This is a genomic window from Deinococcus planocerae (assembly GCF_002869765.1).
GTDB lineage: Bacteria > Deinococcota > Deinococci > Deinococcales > Deinococcaceae > Deinococcus > Deinococcus planocerae.
The window spans coordinates 84,924-100,984 of sequence record NZ_PNOR01000005.1 but is presented as its reverse complement, the minus strand read 5'-3'; the positions used below and the strand labels follow the sequence as shown (position 1 = coordinate 100,984).

16 protein-coding genes are annotated in these 16,061 nt (G+C 73.4%); 7 read left to right on the top strand and 9 right to left on the bottom strand.

Annotation, left to right across the window (positions count from 1 at the left end):
* Positions 1-152: 152 nt before the first annotated feature.
* The 5 genes from A7B18_RS04215 to A7B18_RS04195 all read left to right on the top strand — a co-directional run bounded on the left by A7B18_RS04215 (position 153) and on the right by A7B18_RS04195 (position 3,805).
* A complete protein-coding gene (locus A7B18_RS04215) occupies positions 153-533 on the top strand; it encodes a hypothetical protein (protein WP_146009454.1) in 381 nt (126 codons plus the stop codon).
* 111 nt (positions 534-644) lie between these two features.
* Positions 645-1,091 carry a DUF1775 domain-containing protein gene (locus A7B18_RS04210; RefSeq protein WP_102125430.1) on the top strand — a complete coding sequence of 149 codons (447 nt, stop codon included), beginning with the start codon at positions 645-647 and terminating at the stop codon, positions 1,089-1,091.
* Positions 1,092-1,139: 48 nt separating this feature from the next.
* Positions 1,140-1,535: a copper resistance CopC family protein gene (locus A7B18_RS04205; RefSeq protein ID WP_102125428.1), complete on the top strand. Its 396-nt coding sequence runs from the start codon at positions 1,140-1,142 to the stop codon at positions 1,533-1,535.
* A 7-nt stretch (positions 1,536-1,542) separates the two neighbouring features.
* Positions 1,543-2,319, top strand: coding sequence for a CopD family protein (locus A7B18_RS04200; RefSeq protein WP_245872736.1), 777 nt, complete (start codon positions 1,543-1,545; stop codon positions 2,317-2,319).
* Between the two features lie 73 nt (positions 2,320-2,392).
* Positions 2,393-3,805 carry an aspartate kinase gene (locus tag A7B18_RS04195; RefSeq protein WP_102125487.1) on the top strand — a complete coding sequence of 471 codons (1,413 nt, stop codon included), beginning with the start codon at positions 2,393-2,395 and terminating at the stop codon, positions 3,803-3,805.
* Positions 3,806-3,809: 4 nt separating this feature from the next.
* Here A7B18_RS04195 and A7B18_RS04190 read toward each other — a convergent pair whose 3' ends face one another.
* A complete protein-coding gene (locus tag A7B18_RS04190) occupies positions 3,810-4,904 on the bottom strand; it encodes a GGDEF domain-containing protein (protein WP_102125427.1) in 1,095 nt (364 codons plus the stop codon).
* A gap of 38 nt (positions 4,905-4,942) precedes the next feature.
* Entirely contained in the window at positions 4,943-5,626 is a 684-nt protein-coding gene (locus tag A7B18_RS04185; protein WP_102125425.1) for a phosphatase PAP2 family protein, read from the bottom strand.
* Between the two features lie 209 nt (positions 5,627-5,835).
* On the opposite strand from A7B18_RS04185, the gene A7B18_RS21855 reads away from it, so the two are divergent.
* Positions 5,836-6,000, top strand: coding sequence for a hypothetical protein (locus tag A7B18_RS21855; RefSeq protein WP_180970013.1), 165 nt, complete (start codon positions 5,836-5,838; stop codon positions 5,998-6,000).
* Positions 6,001-6,066: 66 nt separating this feature from the next.
* Here A7B18_RS21855 and uvrC read toward each other — a convergent pair whose 3' ends face one another.
* Positions 6,067-7,917 carry an excinuclease ABC subunit UvrC gene (uvrC, locus tag A7B18_RS04180; protein WP_102125424.1) on the bottom strand — a complete coding sequence of 617 codons (1,851 nt, stop codon included), beginning with the start codon at positions 7,915-7,917 and terminating at the stop codon, positions 6,067-6,069.
* 64 nt (positions 7,918-7,981) lie between these two features.
* On the opposite strand from uvrC, the gene A7B18_RS04175 reads away from it, so the two are divergent.
* Positions 7,982-8,617: a histidine phosphatase family protein gene (locus tag A7B18_RS04175; RefSeq protein WP_102125422.1), complete on the top strand. Its 636-nt coding sequence runs from the start codon at positions 7,982-7,984 to the stop codon at positions 8,615-8,617.
* A 54-nt stretch (positions 8,618-8,671) separates the two neighbouring features.
* Here A7B18_RS04175 and A7B18_RS04170 read toward each other — a convergent pair whose 3' ends face one another.
* The 6 genes from A7B18_RS04170 to hisS form a co-directional block, all read right to left on the bottom strand.
* Positions 8,672-9,883 carry a Gfo/Idh/MocA family protein gene (locus A7B18_RS04170; protein ID WP_245872735.1) on the bottom strand — a complete coding sequence of 404 codons (1,212 nt, stop codon included), beginning with the start codon at positions 9,881-9,883 and terminating at the stop codon, positions 8,672-8,674.
* Positions 9,880-10,908, bottom strand: a complete 1,029-nt coding sequence (locus tag A7B18_RS04165) for a dipeptide epimerase (RefSeq protein ID WP_102125418.1) — start codon at positions 10,906-10,908, stop codon at positions 9,880-9,882. The genes A7B18_RS04170 and A7B18_RS04165 overlap by 4 nt, the downstream gene beginning before the upstream one ends.
* Entirely contained in the window at positions 10,896-11,786 is an 891-nt protein-coding gene (locus A7B18_RS04160) for a C40 family peptidase (RefSeq protein ID WP_102125417.1), read from the bottom strand. Before A7B18_RS04160 ends, A7B18_RS04165 begins: the two co-directional genes overlap by 13 nt.
* The gene (locus A7B18_RS04155; protein ID WP_102125415.1) at positions 11,768-12,790 is read right to left on the bottom strand and encodes a dipeptidase; all 1,023 of its coding nucleotides are present in this window, start codon (positions 12,788-12,790) and stop codon (positions 11,768-11,770) included. Before A7B18_RS04155 ends, A7B18_RS04160 begins: the two co-directional genes overlap by 19 nt.
* A gap of 192 nt (positions 12,791-12,982) precedes the next feature.
* Positions 12,983-14,725 carry an aspartate--tRNA ligase gene (gene aspS, locus A7B18_RS04150; RefSeq protein ID WP_102125413.1) on the bottom strand — a complete coding sequence of 581 codons (1,743 nt, stop codon included), beginning with the start codon at positions 14,723-14,725 and terminating at the stop codon, positions 12,983-12,985.
* Positions 14,722-16,014 (bottom strand): histidine--tRNA ligase, encoded by a 1,293-nt coding sequence (gene hisS / locus A7B18_RS04145; protein ID WP_102125412.1) that lies wholly within the window; start codon positions 16,012-16,014, stop codon positions 14,722-14,724. The genes aspS and hisS overlap by 4 nt, the downstream gene beginning before the upstream one ends.
* Between the last annotated feature and the right edge of the window lie 47 nt (positions 16,015-16,061).

Genomic DNA, 16,061 nt, shown 5'->3' with positions numbered 1-16,061 from the left:
TTCGTGTGTCCTGGACACCAAAGAAAGCGTGAATGGCCCTCCACCCCACCCGGCGCGCGAGACCATCACATAAATTAATACAAATAAATGGTAGCCCCAGGTGTAGGCCTCTCCGCCTCCCTCCAGCCCGCCGACACTCTAGATTGAACGCCGTGCCCCGCCCGAGGCCCTACCCCCTGACGCGCACGCTGGCGGCCCTGCTCGTCCTTGCCGCCGCGTTCGCGTACCCCCTGCGCCTGGGTCCGGTCGCGGGTGGGGGAGAGCGGCCCGCCCGGGCGGGAGAAGTCGCCGTCCACTGCCCGGGGGCTGGGCAGCCGGAGGAGGCGCACCACCCCGTTCCCCCGGCCTCCCCTCACGGGGCCCACTGCCTGTTCTGCCTGACGGGGGCCTTCGCCCTGGCCGCCGAGCCGGGAGTGGGCCTTCATCCTGCCGCGCCCGCCCCGCCCGTGGCGCGTGCCCCGGCGCCGCGTCCCGCCCACGGCCCGCCGACCCGGCTCCGGGCCCGGGCGCCGCCCCCCGCCGCGTTCCTCTGAGACCGCGCCCGCGCGGGTGCCGCCGTGTTGACCCCGGGGGCCCCGCCGTGCCCCGTGTTCCGTCCTCGCCCTCCGGCCCCGGAGCGGCGCGCCTCATCCACTGGAGACCCCATGCCCACCCGCAGCCTGCCGCTCGTTTTCGCCCTGCTCCTGCCCGTCGCCGCCGCGCACGCCACCGTCCGCACCGAGACGGGGCTGACCGAGAGCCGGGTCGGCGCCTCCGAGACCTACCGCCTCCACGTGCCGACCGAGAAAAGCGTCGCCACCACCCAGATTCGTCTCGTCGTTCCGCCGGGCGTGACGATCACCCGCTTCCAGGTGACGCCCGGCTTCCTGCGAACGGTGAAGACGAGCGGCGCCGGGCTCGTCACCGAGGTGACCTGGCGGGGCCGCGTCGCGCCCCAGGAGTACGCCCGCTTCTTCTTCCAGGCGCGCAATCCAGAACAGGCCGGAACCCTGAGCTGGAAGGTCTACCAGACCTACGCCGACGGCACGGTTGCCCTCTGGGACGACAGCGACCCCGAACAGGCCCCCGCGAGCCGGACGACCCTCAAGTGAGCCCCCGGGGGAGAGGAGACCCGCCCTCCCCCCACCGAAAGGACCCCCATGCGACCCCTGCTTTCCCTGCTCGCCGCCCTCCTGCTCGGCTCGGCCCTCGCCCACACCGAGGTCACCTCGGTGACGCCCGCCGCCAACGCCCGGGTACCGGCCCCCAAGAAGGTCACCCTGACCTTCAGCGAGCCCGTCGACCTGAAATTTTCCACCTTCAAGGTCGTGCCCCTGCCCGCCGGGGCGGACGCGGACCAGACCGCCGCCGCCGCCCTCGCGCGCCGGAACGACGCCTCCCGCGCCGACGCCGCCCCCACCCGGGGCGGGATGGCCGCCCGCGTCGAGGTGCCCCTGCGCGCGGGGCTGCGGCCCGGGGCCTACCTGATCGTCTGGCGCCTGCTCTCGGAAGACGGCCACCCGGTGGGCGGCCACTCCGTCTTCCGCGTGCGGTGAGGCCCGCTTGATCCCGGCCCTCGCCGCCGCCCACCTGCTCGGCTCGCTGGGCACGCTGCTCCTCCTCGGGGGGGTCTTCGCCCGCCGAGTTCTCACCGCCGGCCACCCCGCGCCCCGCCCGTCCGCGCTCGGCCTGGTCCTGCTCGCCCTGTGGGCCGCGCTGGAGGTCGGCTGGACCCTCGCCCGCCTCGGCTTCCTCACCCCCGGGGACACCCTGGCGTACGTCACGGGCGCCGGGCCGGGCCGGGCCGTCCTCACCGGGGTCCTCGGCGGCGGCCTGCTCCTCGCCGCCGAGCGGCGGGGGTGGGCGGCGCCCTTGTTGCTGCCCCCCGCCGCCCTGCTGCTGTGGGGCGTGGCGGGCGTCGGGCACGGCGCCGCCCACGGCCCGGGCCTGCGCGCCCTCACCGCCCTGCACGCGGGCGCGATGGGGGTGTGGCTGGGCGGCGTCCTCGCCCTGCTCACCCACCCCGCCCCCACCCCCGCCCAGGCCCGGCGCTTCACGCCCGTCGCGCTGGCCTGCGTGGGGGTGCTCGCCGCCAGCGGGGCCGTCCTCACCCTCGCGCACGCGGGCTCGCCCCTCGCCCTGCGAGAGAGCGGTTACGGGCGCATCCTGCTCCTCAAGCTCGGGCTTTTCGCCGCGGGGCTGCTCGCCGCCGGGCTCGTTCGGCGCGCCTTCGCCGGGCGGGGACACCTGCGCGCGGCCCTCTCCCTGGAGGCCGGGCTGCTCCTCGGGGTGCTCGCGGTGACGGCGGCCCTGGGCACCACCGCCCCGCCCCCCGGCTGAGGCCCTGCCCCCCCGCCTCCTGCCCAGACCGCCCGCCCGCCAGGCCCCGAGGGCGGGCCTTATCATGCCCGGCATGGCGCACTCGCTCCTCGTGATGAAGTTCGGCGGCACCAACATGCAGGACGCGGGCGCGATCCGCCACAGCGCTTCTCTCGCGGCCCGGTCCATCCAGGCCGGCGTGGGGGTCGTGGTCGTCGTCTCCGCGATGGCGGGCGTGACCAATGGGTTGTTGCGCCTCGCCGACGCCGCCCAGGGCGGGGACATCGCCGCCGCCAACGACGAGATCGCCGTCATGCGCACCCGCCACTTCGCGGCGGCCCAGGACCTCGGCGCCGCCCCCGACAGCGGCGCGGTGCGCGAGATCCGCGAGCTGCACGAGACCCTCAGGCAGGCCGTCTACGGCGTCTACCTCCTGCGCGAACTCACCCCGCGCAGCCGCGACCTGATCGTCGCCTTCGGCGAGCGGCTCAGCGCCCCCCTCATGAGCCTCGCGCTGGGGGGCCAGGGCGTGCGCGCCCACCACCTCAGCGGCGGCCAGGCGGGCATCATGACCGACGCGCATTTCGGCAACGCCCGCCCCCTCCCCGGCAGCGACGGGCGGATCGAGGGGCGCCTCGGGGGTCTCCTGGGCGCCGGGGTCACCCCGGTCGTCGCGGGCTTCATGGGCGAGACCGAGGAGGGCGCGATCACCACCCTGGGCCGCGGCGGCACCGACTTCTCGGCGACCATCATCGGCAAGGCCCTCGGCGCCGACGAGGTGTGGGCCTGGAAGGACGTGGACGGCGTGATGAGCGCCGATCCCCGCGTCGTGCCGGGCGCCCGCAACATCGAGGTCCTGAGCTACGGCGAGGTGATGGAACTCGCCTACTTCGGCGCCAAGGTCTTGCACCCCCTGGCGGTCACGCCCCTGCGCGAAAGCGGCATCCCCCTGCGGGTGAAAAGCGCCGCCGACCCCGGTTTCCCCGGCACCCTGGTGCAGGAAGACCCCCTCGACGACCCCGGCCACCCCGTCAAGGCGGTGACCGCCATCCGCGGGGTGAGCCTGATCAACGTGACGGGCGCGGGGGCGCTCGGCGTGCCCGAGGTCGTCGCCAGCCTCTTTACCGCCATCGCCCGCGAGAACATCACCCTGCTGATGGTCTCCCAGTCGAGCTCCATGAGCAACGTTTCCCTCGCGGTGCAGGGGGTGGACGCGAGACGGACCCTCGCCGCCCTGCGCGGGTCCGGCACCGGCGAACTCCAGATCGAGGACATAGGCGGCGTGGCCGTCCTCGCCATCGTGGGCGCCGGGATGCGAGGTCAGAAGGGCGTCGCCGCGCGGCTCTTCGGGGCCCTGGCGGGCAGCGACGTCAACATCCTGATGATCAGCCAGGGCTCCTCGGAGCTCAACATCAGCGTCGCCATCGAGGAGGCCCAGGTCGAGCACGCCACCCGCGCCGTCCACGCCGCCTTCGCCCTGGGGGAGCGCGCGACCGCCGCCGACTGAGCGCTCAGACCACCCCCTCACGCTCGGGTTCGCCCTCGCACGCCACCCGGTCGCGCCCCGCCGCCTTCGCCCGGTAGAGGGCCGCGTCCGCGCGGGCGGTGCAGCGGCTGAGGTCGTCCCCGGGGCCCACCCCCGCCACCCCGAAACTCGCGGTGACCCGCCCCACCGCCCCGAAAGGCCGGGCGGCGAGGCACAGGCGCAGCCGCTCGGCCACCGCCGCGCCCGCCTCCAGGTCCAGGCCGGGCAGCACGACCAGAAATTCCTCGCCGCCCCAGCGCCCGAAGTGGTCGCCGCCCCGCAGCGCCCCCCGCACCCGCCTCGCGGCCCCCACGAGCACCTCGTCGCCCGCCCCGTGGCCGTGCAGGTCGTTGACCCGCTTGAAGTGGTCGAGGTCAAAGAGGATCAGGCACCCGCCCCCGTCCCCGGAGAGCAGCGCCCCCACGGCGGAGTACAGCGCCCGGCGGTTGGGGAGCCCGGTCAGGGGATCGGTGTTCGCCAGCCGCTCCAGCGAGAGGCGCTCGCCGCGCTCGGCAAGGAAGCGCTCGCGGTACCACGCCAGGCTGTAGAGCAGCGCGAGCACCACCCCGCAGGTGAGCTGCACCTGCAAGAGCCGCGCCTCTCCCGCTCCCGCCACCCAGGGAGCGAGCACCGTCAGGGCGTACAGCCCCCCCGCCACCCACAGCCCTTGGCGGGCGCTGAACATCAAAAACCCCACGCACGCCACCACCACGAGCAGCCAGCACGTCTCGTTGAGCCGCCCGAAGGCCTCGTCGCCCGGTCCGGTCAGCGCCAGGGCGAGCCTGCCGAGCAGCGCCAGCGTGACGGCCACCGCGACCACCCGCTCGGCGGGGAGCAGCGCGCCCCCCCGCAGCAGCCACGCCGCCCCCCAGGCGCACAGCGCCAGCAGCGCGGGGTGCCCGAACACCACGAAGGGGTCGGGCCCCGGCTGCCGGGCCTGCAACCCCCAGACCACCCCCAGGGCGGGGGCCACCAGCGTCACGGCGCCCAGGTAGGCCCGGCGCCTCAGCGCCTGCGCGGCGTCCGAATGCCCCTCTCCCGGGTCCGGCGGGGGCGGGGCGGGGCGTGAGCGCCGTTCCATCAGGGGCCCCGGGGCGCGCGGGTCGTCATGCGCCCAGCCTACCGCGTGTCCGCCTCGCCCTGCGGCGCCCTGCGCAGCGCCGACCAGCGCCGCGACAAAATCAGGTACAGCCCGGCCACCCACGCCGCCGACGCCGCGAAGCCCGCGAGCACGTCGGAGGGGTAGTGCACCCCCAGGTAGTTGCGGCTGGCCCCCACCGCGACCGCCCACAGCCCGCCCGCCACCGCCACCGGCCACCCGGCCCGCGAGCGCCAGAAGATCAGGATCAGCGCGCACCCGAAGGCCGCGTTGCTCATCGCGTGTCCGCTCGGAAACGAGAAGCCGGGTTCGCGCACCAGGGCCCCCAGCCCCGTCGGGCGCGGGCGCTGAAACACGCCCTTGGCGAGCCCATTGAGCACCGACGCCCCCGCCACCGCGGCGATCAGGAACCACGCCTGCGCCCGCGCCCCCAGCCGCACGAGCACCACCACGAAGACGAGGACGAGCAGCGGCAGCCCCCCCAGCCCCCCCAGCCACGCGAGCGCGTGTGCCACCCCCGTCAGGGTGGGGGTGCGGTGCGCCGCGTACCACCCCAGCACCGCCCGGTCCCAGGCAAAGCCTCCCTCCCGGAAGATGTCCTCGGCCAGGTCGGCGAACAGCGCCAGCGGCAGCAGCACCCCGAGGAAGAGCAGCGCGAGTTGCCGCCAGTGGCGGGCGAGCAGGCCGGGCAGACGGCGGCGCATCCCGTCACTCTAGGGCCTCCCGGGCAGGTCAAGGGGGCGGCCCGCCTGACAAAACGTTCAGAGAGCCGCCTCCCCTCTCCGCCATTTCGCCGATTGCCCCTGCGCCACACCGCCGATGCCCGTCCCGGCACCCCGGGCGCACCATACGGGCAGCCGGAAAGCGGGCGCCCCCCCCCGGAGGCCCGCGGAACGGTCGAAAGGAAGCCACCATGCACGCCCACCTCCACCTCGCCCTCGGCCAGGAGCGCCTCCAGACCCTGCGCGCCGAAGCCCAGCGCGCCCGCCAGGCCCGTGAAGCCCGCCCCGAGCGCAGGCCCTCTCCCCGCCTGCAAGGCGTCCTCGCCTTCTTGCACCTCAGCCCCCGTCCCGCATGACCCTCCCCCTCACCCCCACGAAGCGGCGCCCCCTCCAAGTCAGAGGGGGCGCTTCGCGTCGGGGCGTCATACCGGCGTGGAATTCTCTGCCCGCCGCGCCAGGAACTCCTTGACGCTCTGCGCGGCCCGGAGGTTCATCCCCGGCACCCCCGCGATCTGCTCCACCGGCGCCGAGGCGAGGTCTTCGAGCGACGTGAAGTGCTCCAGCAGCGCTTCTCGGCGCTTTTGCCCGATCCCCGGCAGGTCGTCGAACACGCTGCGCAGCATCCCCTCCCCGCGCAGCTTGCGGTGGTAGCTCACCGCGTAGTGGTGCACCTCGTCGCGCACCCCGATCAGGACCCGCAGCGCCGGGTGGGTGTGCGGCAGGAGCAGCTCCCGCTCCACCCCCACCTCGGTCCCCGACTCCAGCCACCACTGCGCCCCGAACCTCCCCGGCAGGACGATCCGTTCCTCGCGCTTGGCGAGTCCCACCACCGGCACCCGCACCCCCGCCTCTTGTAAAGCGTCCAGCGCCGCGTTCACCTGCCCCCGCCCGCCGTCGATCAGGATCAGGTCCGGCAGCGGCAGCTTGTCGGACAAAGACCCCGTGAACCTGCGGTGGATCGTCTGCCGCATCGCCGTGTAGTCGTCGGGGTGCTCCAGACCCTTCACCTTGAAGCGGCGGTGCTCCCCGCGCCGCGCCCGCCCCCCCTCGAACACCACCATCCCCGAGACGATATTCGTCCCGAAGAGGTTGGAGTTGTCGTACCCCTCGATCCGCCAGGGCCGCTCGGGCAGGGCGAGCACCTCGCGCAGCGCGTCGAGCCCGGGGTGGTCGCCCCGGCGCTCGAGCAGCGCGAGTTCGGACTCCAGCCCCACCGAGGCGTTGCGCTGCGCCATTTCCACGAGGTCGGCCTTGTCCCCGCGCTTGGGTGTCCGCATCTCCACCCGGTGCCCGGCCCGCTCGCTGAGGAACTCGCTCCACACCGGCGCGTCCTCGAACTCGGCGGGCAAGAGGATCAGCGGTGGCACGTGGGTCGCCTGGGTGTAGTAATCCCCCACGAACGCCTCGATGATCTCGCCCGCGTCCCCGCCGCCCTCCGCGTTCGTCAGGAAACGCTTGTCGCGGCCCACCACCCGGCCCCCCCGCATCCGGAAGAGCTGCACCATCGCGTACTCGCCCGCCTGCGCCACCCCCAGGAAATCGAGGTCCGTCTCCCCGCCGACGTAGGCGTGCTGCTCGGTCCCGAAGAGCTTTTCCACCGCCCCCACCCGGTCGCGCAGCCGGGCCGCCTGCTCGAAGTCCTGCGCGCGAGCGGCGACCTTCATGTCCTCCTTCAGGCGGGCGACCACGTGCGCGGCGCGGCCCTCGAGCAGCGCCCTCACGTCCTCCACCACCCGGCGGTACTCCCCGGGGTCGGCGGCATCGATGCACGGCCCCAGGCAGCGGCCCATGTGGTAGTTCAGGCAGGGCCGCGGCTTTTTCTGGAGGGGCAGCCCCGAGTTCTTGCGCAGCGGGAACATCGTGTCGATCAGGTGCTTGACCCGCCGCACCGCCGAGGCGTCGGGGTAGGGACCGTAGTAGCTCGCCCCGTCCTGGAGGACCCGCCGGGTCACCACCAGCATCGGGAAGTCCTCGTTCGTGAGCTTGAGGAAGGGGTAGTGCTTGTCGTCCTTGAGCAGCACGTTGTAGTGCGGGCGGTGCTGCTTGATGAGGTTGGCCTCCAGCACCAGGGCCTCGACCTCGTTGCGCGCGGTGATGAATTCCAGCGCGTCGGCCAGAGCCGTGAACTTGCCGCTCTTGCCCCCCGCCTTGAAGTGCTGCCCCACCCGCGAGCGCAGATTCACCGCCTTGCCGATATAGATCGGCGTGCCCCCCTTGCGGAAGATGTACACGCCAGGGGAAGTGGGCAACACGGGCAGATCGTCGAAATGCACGCCCCAGGATAGGCCGGAGCGTCCCCTGGCACCGGATGTTCGCTCACCGCGCTAGCCTGCCCCCATGCCCCCCGCCCGTCTCTTCCTCGTCCGCCACGGTCAGACCGCCGCGAACACCCGGCGCGTCCTGCGGGGACCCACGGGCGCCGAAGACCCTCTCGACCCGGTGGGGGAGACCCAGGCCCGCCTCGTCGCCGCCCATTTCGCCGCCCTGAACCTGCCCACCCCGTGCGTGTACGCCAGCACCTACCGCCGTGCCCGCCAGACCGCCCAGCCCATCGCCGACGCCCTCGGCGTTCCGCTGCATATCCTCGAGGGCGTGCACGAGATCGACCCCGGCGAGTGGGTGGGCCGCCCCTACGACGACCTGCGCACCCACGCCCACACCCTGCACAGGGAGGACGGCACCCTCGGCTTTCCCGGCGGCGAGAGCCTGGAGGAGGTCGGCGAGCGCTTCCGCCGCGCCCTCGACGGCCTGCCCCAAGGCGAGACCCCTATCGTCGTCTCCCACGGCGGGGCCCTCACCGCCGTCCTCGCCACCCTCCTCGGCCTGCCCGTCGCCGACGCCTGGGCCCAGTCCCGCTTCGCCCACCGCAACGCCGCCCTCACCGAACTCGAACGAGGGGGAGAGGCCTGGCAGCTCGTCCGCCTCGCCGACGCCCGCCACCTGGCGGACCTAACTTCCGCCAAATTAAATTAATACAACCTTTTGTGATCTGCCCCTCCAGTTCACTTCCCTCCGCCCGATCTTCCTCTATCGCCCCACCCCCTCCACCGTCCCGCGCAGCCGCGCCCGCTCCGCCGCGAAAGCCAGCCGGTGCGAGTCGAGCGACTCCGCGAGCGGCGTGGGCACCCCCGCCTCCCCCCGCAGGGACGCGAGCCACCCCGCCACCAGCGCCGCGTCCCCGCCCCCGTGGTTGCCGCCCACGTCCACGACGAGGCGCTCCACCTCGCCCGTCCGGAAGCTGTGGACCTCGATCTCGCCGCGCTCCATGTGCCCCCGCACCTCGCCGTGGGTGCCCAGCAGCCGCAGCGTCCGGGTGTTGTTGTGGGTGAAAGCACTCACCGTCAGCCCCGCCGTCACCCCATTCGCGAACAGGGCGGTCACGGTCTGGTGGCTCACCACGTCGTTGTCCGCGTGGTACACGCAGCGCCCGTACGGGCCACCCGCAAGCGCGTCCGAGAGCAACACCCCCCCCGCCGTCAGCACGGTGACGGGCCACTGGGCCGGGTCGCGCGTCCCGTAGATCACCCGCGCGTCGTACGGGCAAGCAGGCACCGGACAGGTCACGCAGCGCTCCGAGGCCCCCGGCGGCGCCTCCTCCGGGCGAAAGTGGTGCAGCGCCCCCTCGCTGCTCACCCGCACGGGAGAAGCCCCCGCGAACCACCGCAGCAGGTCGAGGTCGTGGCACGCCTTGGCGAGCACGAAGGGCGCGGCGGGTGGGCTGGCGCGCCAGTTCCCCCGCACGTAGGAATGCGCGTAGTGCCAGTACGCCACGTTCTCCGCGTGCGTGATCCCCACCAGCCGCCCCAGCCGCCCGGAGTCGAGCACCCCCCGCACCGCCTGGAAAAAGGGCGCCCCGCGCAACACGTGACAGACGGTGACCCGGCCCCGCGAGGCCCCCTCCGCCGCGAGGAGCACGTCCAGGTCACGCTCCTCCAGGCACACCGGCTTCTCGAGCAGCACGTCGTAGCCGAGTTCGAGCGCCCGCAGGCACGGCCCCACGTGGGCGTCGTCCGGCGTGGCGATCACCAGCGCGTCCGCCACCCGCCCCAGGGCGAAGAAAGCGGCCTCGCCCTGAAAACACGCCTCCGGCCCCAACCCGTGCCGCGCGGCGACCTCCCGGAGGCGCGCCGGGCGGGGATCGACGAGGTGGCTCACCCGCGCCCCCTGCCCCGCCAGGTGCCGGGCATACACGTCCGCGCCGCGGTTGCCGCAGCCCAGAATGGCGACGGTCACGCTCACCGCCGCTCCACCCCCCAGCCGACCCCCGTGGGCCGCGTCAGCCGCCCCGCCTCCCATTCCAGCCCCGTGAAGGGGTCGTCCGCCAGCAGCAGCGCCCCGTCGAGATCGGCCCAGTCGCACAACCCCGCCAGATGTGCCGCGGCGGCGATGCCCAGCGAACTCTCGATCATGCAGCCCAGCATCACCCCCAGGCCGTGCGCGCGCGCCAGCCGCAAGGCCTCCAGCGCCCGCAGCGGCCCTCCCAACTTGGCGAGCTTGAGGTTCACCGCGTCGAAGGCTTCCGAGAGCCGGGGCACGTCCGAGACGCGGTGCAGGCTCTCGTCCGCGACGAGGGGCAGGGGGCTCACGCGGCGCAGCGCCGCGTGCCCCTCCAGGTCGCCCGCCGCCAGGGGCTGCTCGACGAGTTCCACCCCCGCGGCGCCCAGGACCCCCAGCATCCGCCGCGCCTGGGGCCGAGTCCACGCCGCGTTCGCGTCCACCCGCAGGGCCACCCCGGGCGCCTCCTCCCGCAAGGCCTCCACGATGGCCTCGTCTGCCCGCGTGCCGAGCTTCACCTTGAGCACCCCGTGTCCGCGCGCCACCGCCTCGCGGGCCTCCCGGCGCATGTCCTCCAGCGGGCCGAGGCCCACCGTGAGGCTGCTCTCGGGCAAGGGCGCGGGCGACAGGCCCAGCAGCCGCCACACCGGCACCCCCGCCGCGCGCGCCGCCCACTCCACCGCCGCCATCTCCAGCGCGCCCCTCACGCTGGGGTGCCCGCCCGGCAGCCGCGCGTCCAGCCGTTCTTGCAGCCCGTCCCAGTCCCAGCCGTCCGTCAGTGCGCCGGCCAGCAGCGGCAGCACCGCCGCCACCGTCGCGCCCGTCTCGCCGTAGTACGCGTTCGGTGCCGCCTCCCCCCGGCCCGTCACCCCCCCCGATTCGAAGGTCACGAAGGTGCGCGGGTACGTAGAGTGCGTCCAGCGCGCGATCCCGAAAGGCCGCGCCGTGGAGAGCTCCAGCGTCTCCCAGCGAACGCTCACGGCGCCCACCGCCCGAACCCCGTCAGCTCCCGGGCCAGCCGCTCCCCGTACTCGCCTTCTCCCAGCGTCTCCACGCTCACCCGCATCCGGGTCGCGTTCGCGTGGACCATCCGGCGCCCGTCCAGCATGACGCCCACGTGCCCCGGGAAAAAGGCGAGGTCGCCCCGCTCCGGCACCCCGACCGCCGCCAGCGCCGCCTGCTGCTGGTCGGCGTCACGCGGCAGGGCCCGGCCCAGCGCCGCGAACGTCAGTTGCGTCAGCCCCGAGCAGTCGAGCCCCCAGGCGCTGCGCCCGCCCCACACGTAGGGCGTTTCCAGAAAGCGCAGCGCGAAGTCCGCCGCGTCCGCGACCGGGGCGGGGGAGAGCGCCGCCTCGCCCACCCAGGCCTCGTCCCCGCCTGGCAGCCACACCGGCACCCAGCGCCGCCCCCCCTCGGTGACGACCTCCCCGGGCCGCCGTCCCAGCCTCGCCCCGAAGCACAGTTCACCCACCACCGCCCGGCTCACCCGCGGCCCCGCAAAGGCGTGCCCCCGGAGCGCACTCACCGTCCGCGTCTCCCCGGGCGGCTCCGAGAAGCCCAGCCCCTCGGGGCGCGCCCAGCCCAGGTACCCGTCGTGCCGGGTGCGCACCCACGCCCAGCCCTCCTCCCGCTCCTCGACGACCTCCAGCGCCTCGCCGGGCAGCGCCTCGGTGACCTGCGGGGCATCCTCCTCGGGCCGGGCGCGCAGGCTCAGCCGCGCCCCCCCGACCCAGCCGGGCCGCGGGGTGAGGTAGCGCCAGCCCTCACCGGGCAGCCGTCCGCGCAGCGCCTCCTCGGCGAGCTGCCGGACCGGGTCGAAGGCGTGGAGACGGGGGTCGAGGTCGGGGCTCACCGGCGGGGAGAACATCGTGCCCCAAGGTAGCGCGTCAGCCAGCGCCGCCAGTGCTCCCCCGCCACCCCGGCGCGCACCTCCGGCGGCAGGAGACTCAGCAGGGCGGGCACGTCCCGGTAGCGCTCCACCCCCGCCGGGGCCTTCTCCCGCCCGAACCCCCCGTCGAGGTCAGTGCCCAGCCCCACATGCTCCCAGCCGACCAGACCCGCGTAGTGACGCGCGTGGTCGGCCAGGACGGACAGGGGCACCCGCGCCTGCCCGATCTCCCACCCCGGTCGCAAGAAGGTGCTCAGGAACACCAGCCCGATCACCCCCCCGCCCGTCGCCACCGCGCGCGCCATCTCGTCGGTCAGGTGCCGGTTGCCGGGCACGAAAGCGCGGCTGTTCGCGTGGGTGGCGATCATTCGCGCGCCCAGCGAGGCCGCCTCCCAGAAGGCCGCGTCGTCGAGGTGCGAGGCGTCGAGCGCCACCCCCAGCTCGCGCATCGCCGTCACCAGCTCGCGCCCCGCCCCCGTCAGCGGCCCCGGCGCGTCCGTCCCCCCCGCATAACGCGTGCGCCCCCACGCCGGGCCGATCACCCGCACCCCCGAGTCCACCCAGAAGGGCAGGTCTCCCGGGTCCCGCACGGGATCGGCCCCCTCCATCAGCAAGACCACCCCCAGCGCGCCGGACTCCCCGACCAGGTGCTCTTCCACCTCCCGCCCCTCCCGCAGCAGGCGCACGACTCCCGCGTCCTCCCAGCGGCGGTACTGGTCCAGTTGGGCGAGGGCCTGCGCGCGGGCCCCCGCGTGATCCGTGTACCCCCCCGGACTCCCCGGCCCGCGCGGCAGGGCGAACAGCGTTCCGAAACACACCCGCGTCCCCGCCGCCCGCAGCTCCCCAAAGGTCACCGTCGCCGTCTGCCCCGCCACCGGGTCCCGCGCCCGCAACGCCTCCAGCCCTTTTCTCAGGTCCCGCCCCGCCTCCGCGTTCATCGCCAGATCGAGGTGCCCGTCGATCAAGAGGAAAGAGCGCGTCAACGCCCACCCCCTGCTCCCGGACTCCCGACCCCCAGCCCACCGCCCTCTCGCCCGTTCACCCCGCGATTGTAGGGGCCCACCGTGCGCAGAGGCGGTAAATACAAACCAACGTCTTCACAAGCACAGAGCTCAAGAAAACTTTCACTTCACTGGCCCAGGGGAGAGGGGCACAGGCACCCCCCTGATTCCGGCTCACTCTGCGGCGATGACCTCGACGCCGACCTCGGCGAGTTGACGTTCATCCACGGGGGAGGGGGCCAGCGCCATCAGGTCGGCGCCGCGGTTGTTCTTGGGGAAGGCGATGACCTCGCGGATGCTCGCGGCGCCCGCCATCACCATCACCAGGCGGTCGAAGCCCCAGGCGATGCCGCCGTGGGGGGGGGTGCCGTACCCGAGCGCGTCGAGGAAGAAGCCGAACTTCTCGCGGGCCTCCGCCTCCGAGAGGCCGATGGCCGCGAACATCTTCGCCTGCACCTCGGGGTCGTGGATGCGGAGCGAGCCGCCGCCCACCTCATACCCGTTGAGCACGAGGTCGTACGCCTGAGCCCGAATCTCACCCTGCCGGTCCGTCCCAAACAGTCCCACGTCCTCCGGGTGCGGCGCCGTGAAGGGGTGGTGCATGTACGTCCAGGCCCCCTGCTCCTCGTCCCATTCGAGCCCCGGGAAATCGAGCACCCACGAGACGTGGAACTGTGGCCCCGAAGCCGTCAGCCCCAGGAGGTCCCGCAGCGCCAGCCGCACCGCCCCCAGCGCAGTGACGGCCTTCTTCCACTCGCCCGCCGCGAAGAGGAGGACCCCCCCCGGCTCCACCCCCGTCCGGGTCAGCAGCTCCCCGGCCCGATCCCCCACGAAGCGGCTGATCCCGCCCGTGAAGCCGTCCTCCTCGCGCCGGACCCACGCGAGCCCCCCGGCCCCGTTCTGCCTCGCCACCCGCTCCAACTCGCCCAACTGGCGGCGGGTGAGTTCGGGCGCGGCGAGGACCTTCACCGTCCCCGCGTCCGCGAAGGCCCCGAATTCCCCACCCCGGAACAGGTCGGTCACGTCCACGAAGGCCAACCCGAAGCGCAGGTCCGGCTTGTCCGAGCCGTAGCGGTCCAGCGCCCCTTGGTACGACAGGCGGGGGAAGGGGAGAGGCAACTCCACCCCCAGCACGTCGCGGAAGACCGCGGCCATCAGGCGCTCCTGAAGTTCCAGCACGTCCTCCTGGGTGACGAAGCTCATCTCCATGTCGAGCTGGGTGAAGTCCGGCTGGCGGTCGGCGCGCAGGTCCTCGTCGCGGAAGCAGCGGGCGAGCTGGTAGTAACGGTCATAGCCCGCGATCATCAGGAGCTGCTTGAACAGTTGCGGCGACTGCGGCAACGCGTAGAACTCGCCCGGACTGAGCCGCGAGGGCACCAGAAAGTCGCGGGCGCCCTCGGGGGTCGAGCGCGTCAGCATCGGCGTCTCCACCTGCACGAACCCCTCGGCGTGCAGGAAGCGGGTCACCGCCGCTACCGCGCCAGAGCGCAGCAGCAGGTGGCGCTGCATCTCGGGCCGCCGCAGGTCGAGGTAGCGGTACTTGAGCCGCAGGTCTTCGGAGACGGGCACCTGCGAGCCCTCCACCGGAAAGGGAGGGGTGGCCGCACGGCTCAGGATGCGGAGGTCCGAAGGAATGACCTCCACCCGACCGGTCGAGTAGGCGTCCGTCCGCTGGCCCTCGCCCCGCTCGCGGACGAGCCCGGTCACCTCGACGACGTACTCGCTCCGCAGTTCACCCGCCGTCTCATACGTGGGGTTGTCTGACTCGACCGTGAGCTGGGCGATCCCGCTGCGGTCCCGCACGATGACGAAATACTGCTGTGGAAAGTCCCTCACCCGACTCACCCACCCCTGGAGGGTGACTGTCTGTCCCACGTAGGACTCGTTCAATTCACCGACATAGCAGGTGCGTTTCATGCTTGCTCCAGAAGAAAAGTCTTCAACTCTGTCACCGCCACCGCCCGCTGCTCCCCGGTCGAGAGCGTCTTGACGTTCAGCACGCCCCCCGCGGCCTCCTCGCTGCCGATCACGGCGGCATGGCGGGCGCGGCGGCGGCCCGCCTCCTTGAAGGCGCTCCCCGGCTTCAGCGCCCGGTAGGCGAACTCCACCCGGGCGGCGGAACGGGCCTCCAGCGCCAGTTTCGCCGCCAGCCCCACGTTCTCCTCGTCCATCGCGGCCAGGAAGAGCAGCGGTCCCTCCGGCGCGGGGACTTGCACCCCCTCCGCCTCCAGTGCGAGCAGCAGCCGCTCGATCCCGAAGGCCCAGCCCACCGCGGGCACCTCCGGCCCGCCGAGTTGCGCCGCGAGCCCGTCATACCGCCCGCCCCCACCCAGCGCCGACTTCGCGCCCACGCCCTCGTGATGCAGCTCCCAGGCGGTGCGGCGGTAGTAGTCCAGCCCGCGCACGATGGAGGGGTCGATGTCGAAGGGCACCCCCCACTCCCGCAGGAAGCCCTGCACCGCCCCGAAGTGCGCCCGCGCCTCCTCCCCCAGGAAGTCGAGCATGGGCCGCACCCCCAGTTCGCGGGTCAGCGCCTGGTCCCCCGCGCTCTTGGAGTCCAGAATCCGCATCGGGTTGCGGCCCATACGGTCCCGGCTGTCGTCCGAGAGGCGGTCCACGTGTGCGGTAAACACTTCCCGCAGGTAGGCGTTGTACCGCTCCCGGTCCGCCGGGTCGCCGATGGAGCCGAGCTTGACCCGCACGCCGGTCAGGCCCAGCTCGCGCACGACCTCCCACATCAGCCAGATCGCCTCGGCATCCACCAGGGGGTCCTTTGATCCCAGGACCTCGTAGTCGACCTGGTGGAACTGGCGCAGCCGCCCTTTTTGCACGTTCTCGGCGCGGAACATCGGCCCGTGGGTCCAGAGCTTGAGGGGCGCCGGAAGCTGCTTGAGCCCGTTTTGCAGGTACGCCCGCACGATGCCCGCGGTGCCCTCGGGCCGCAGGACGTACCCGCCGTGGTCCCCGAAGTAATACACCGTGAACATCTCCTTGCGCACGATGTCGGTCGAGCCCCCCACCCCCCGCTTGACGAGTTCGGCCTCCTCGAACAGGGGGGTGGCGATGAACTCCGCCCCCGCCCGTTCCAGCACGCGCCGCGCCGTGTCCTGCACGAACGCGAAGGCCGAGGCCCGCACGTCGAGGCCGAGCTTGGGAGAACCCTCCGGGAGGTGGTCCTGGGTGCCCTTGGGGCGTTGCAGCGCCATAACCCCGGGAGTGTAGCAGGGAGCCAAAGAAAGATGCCCCAGCGAAA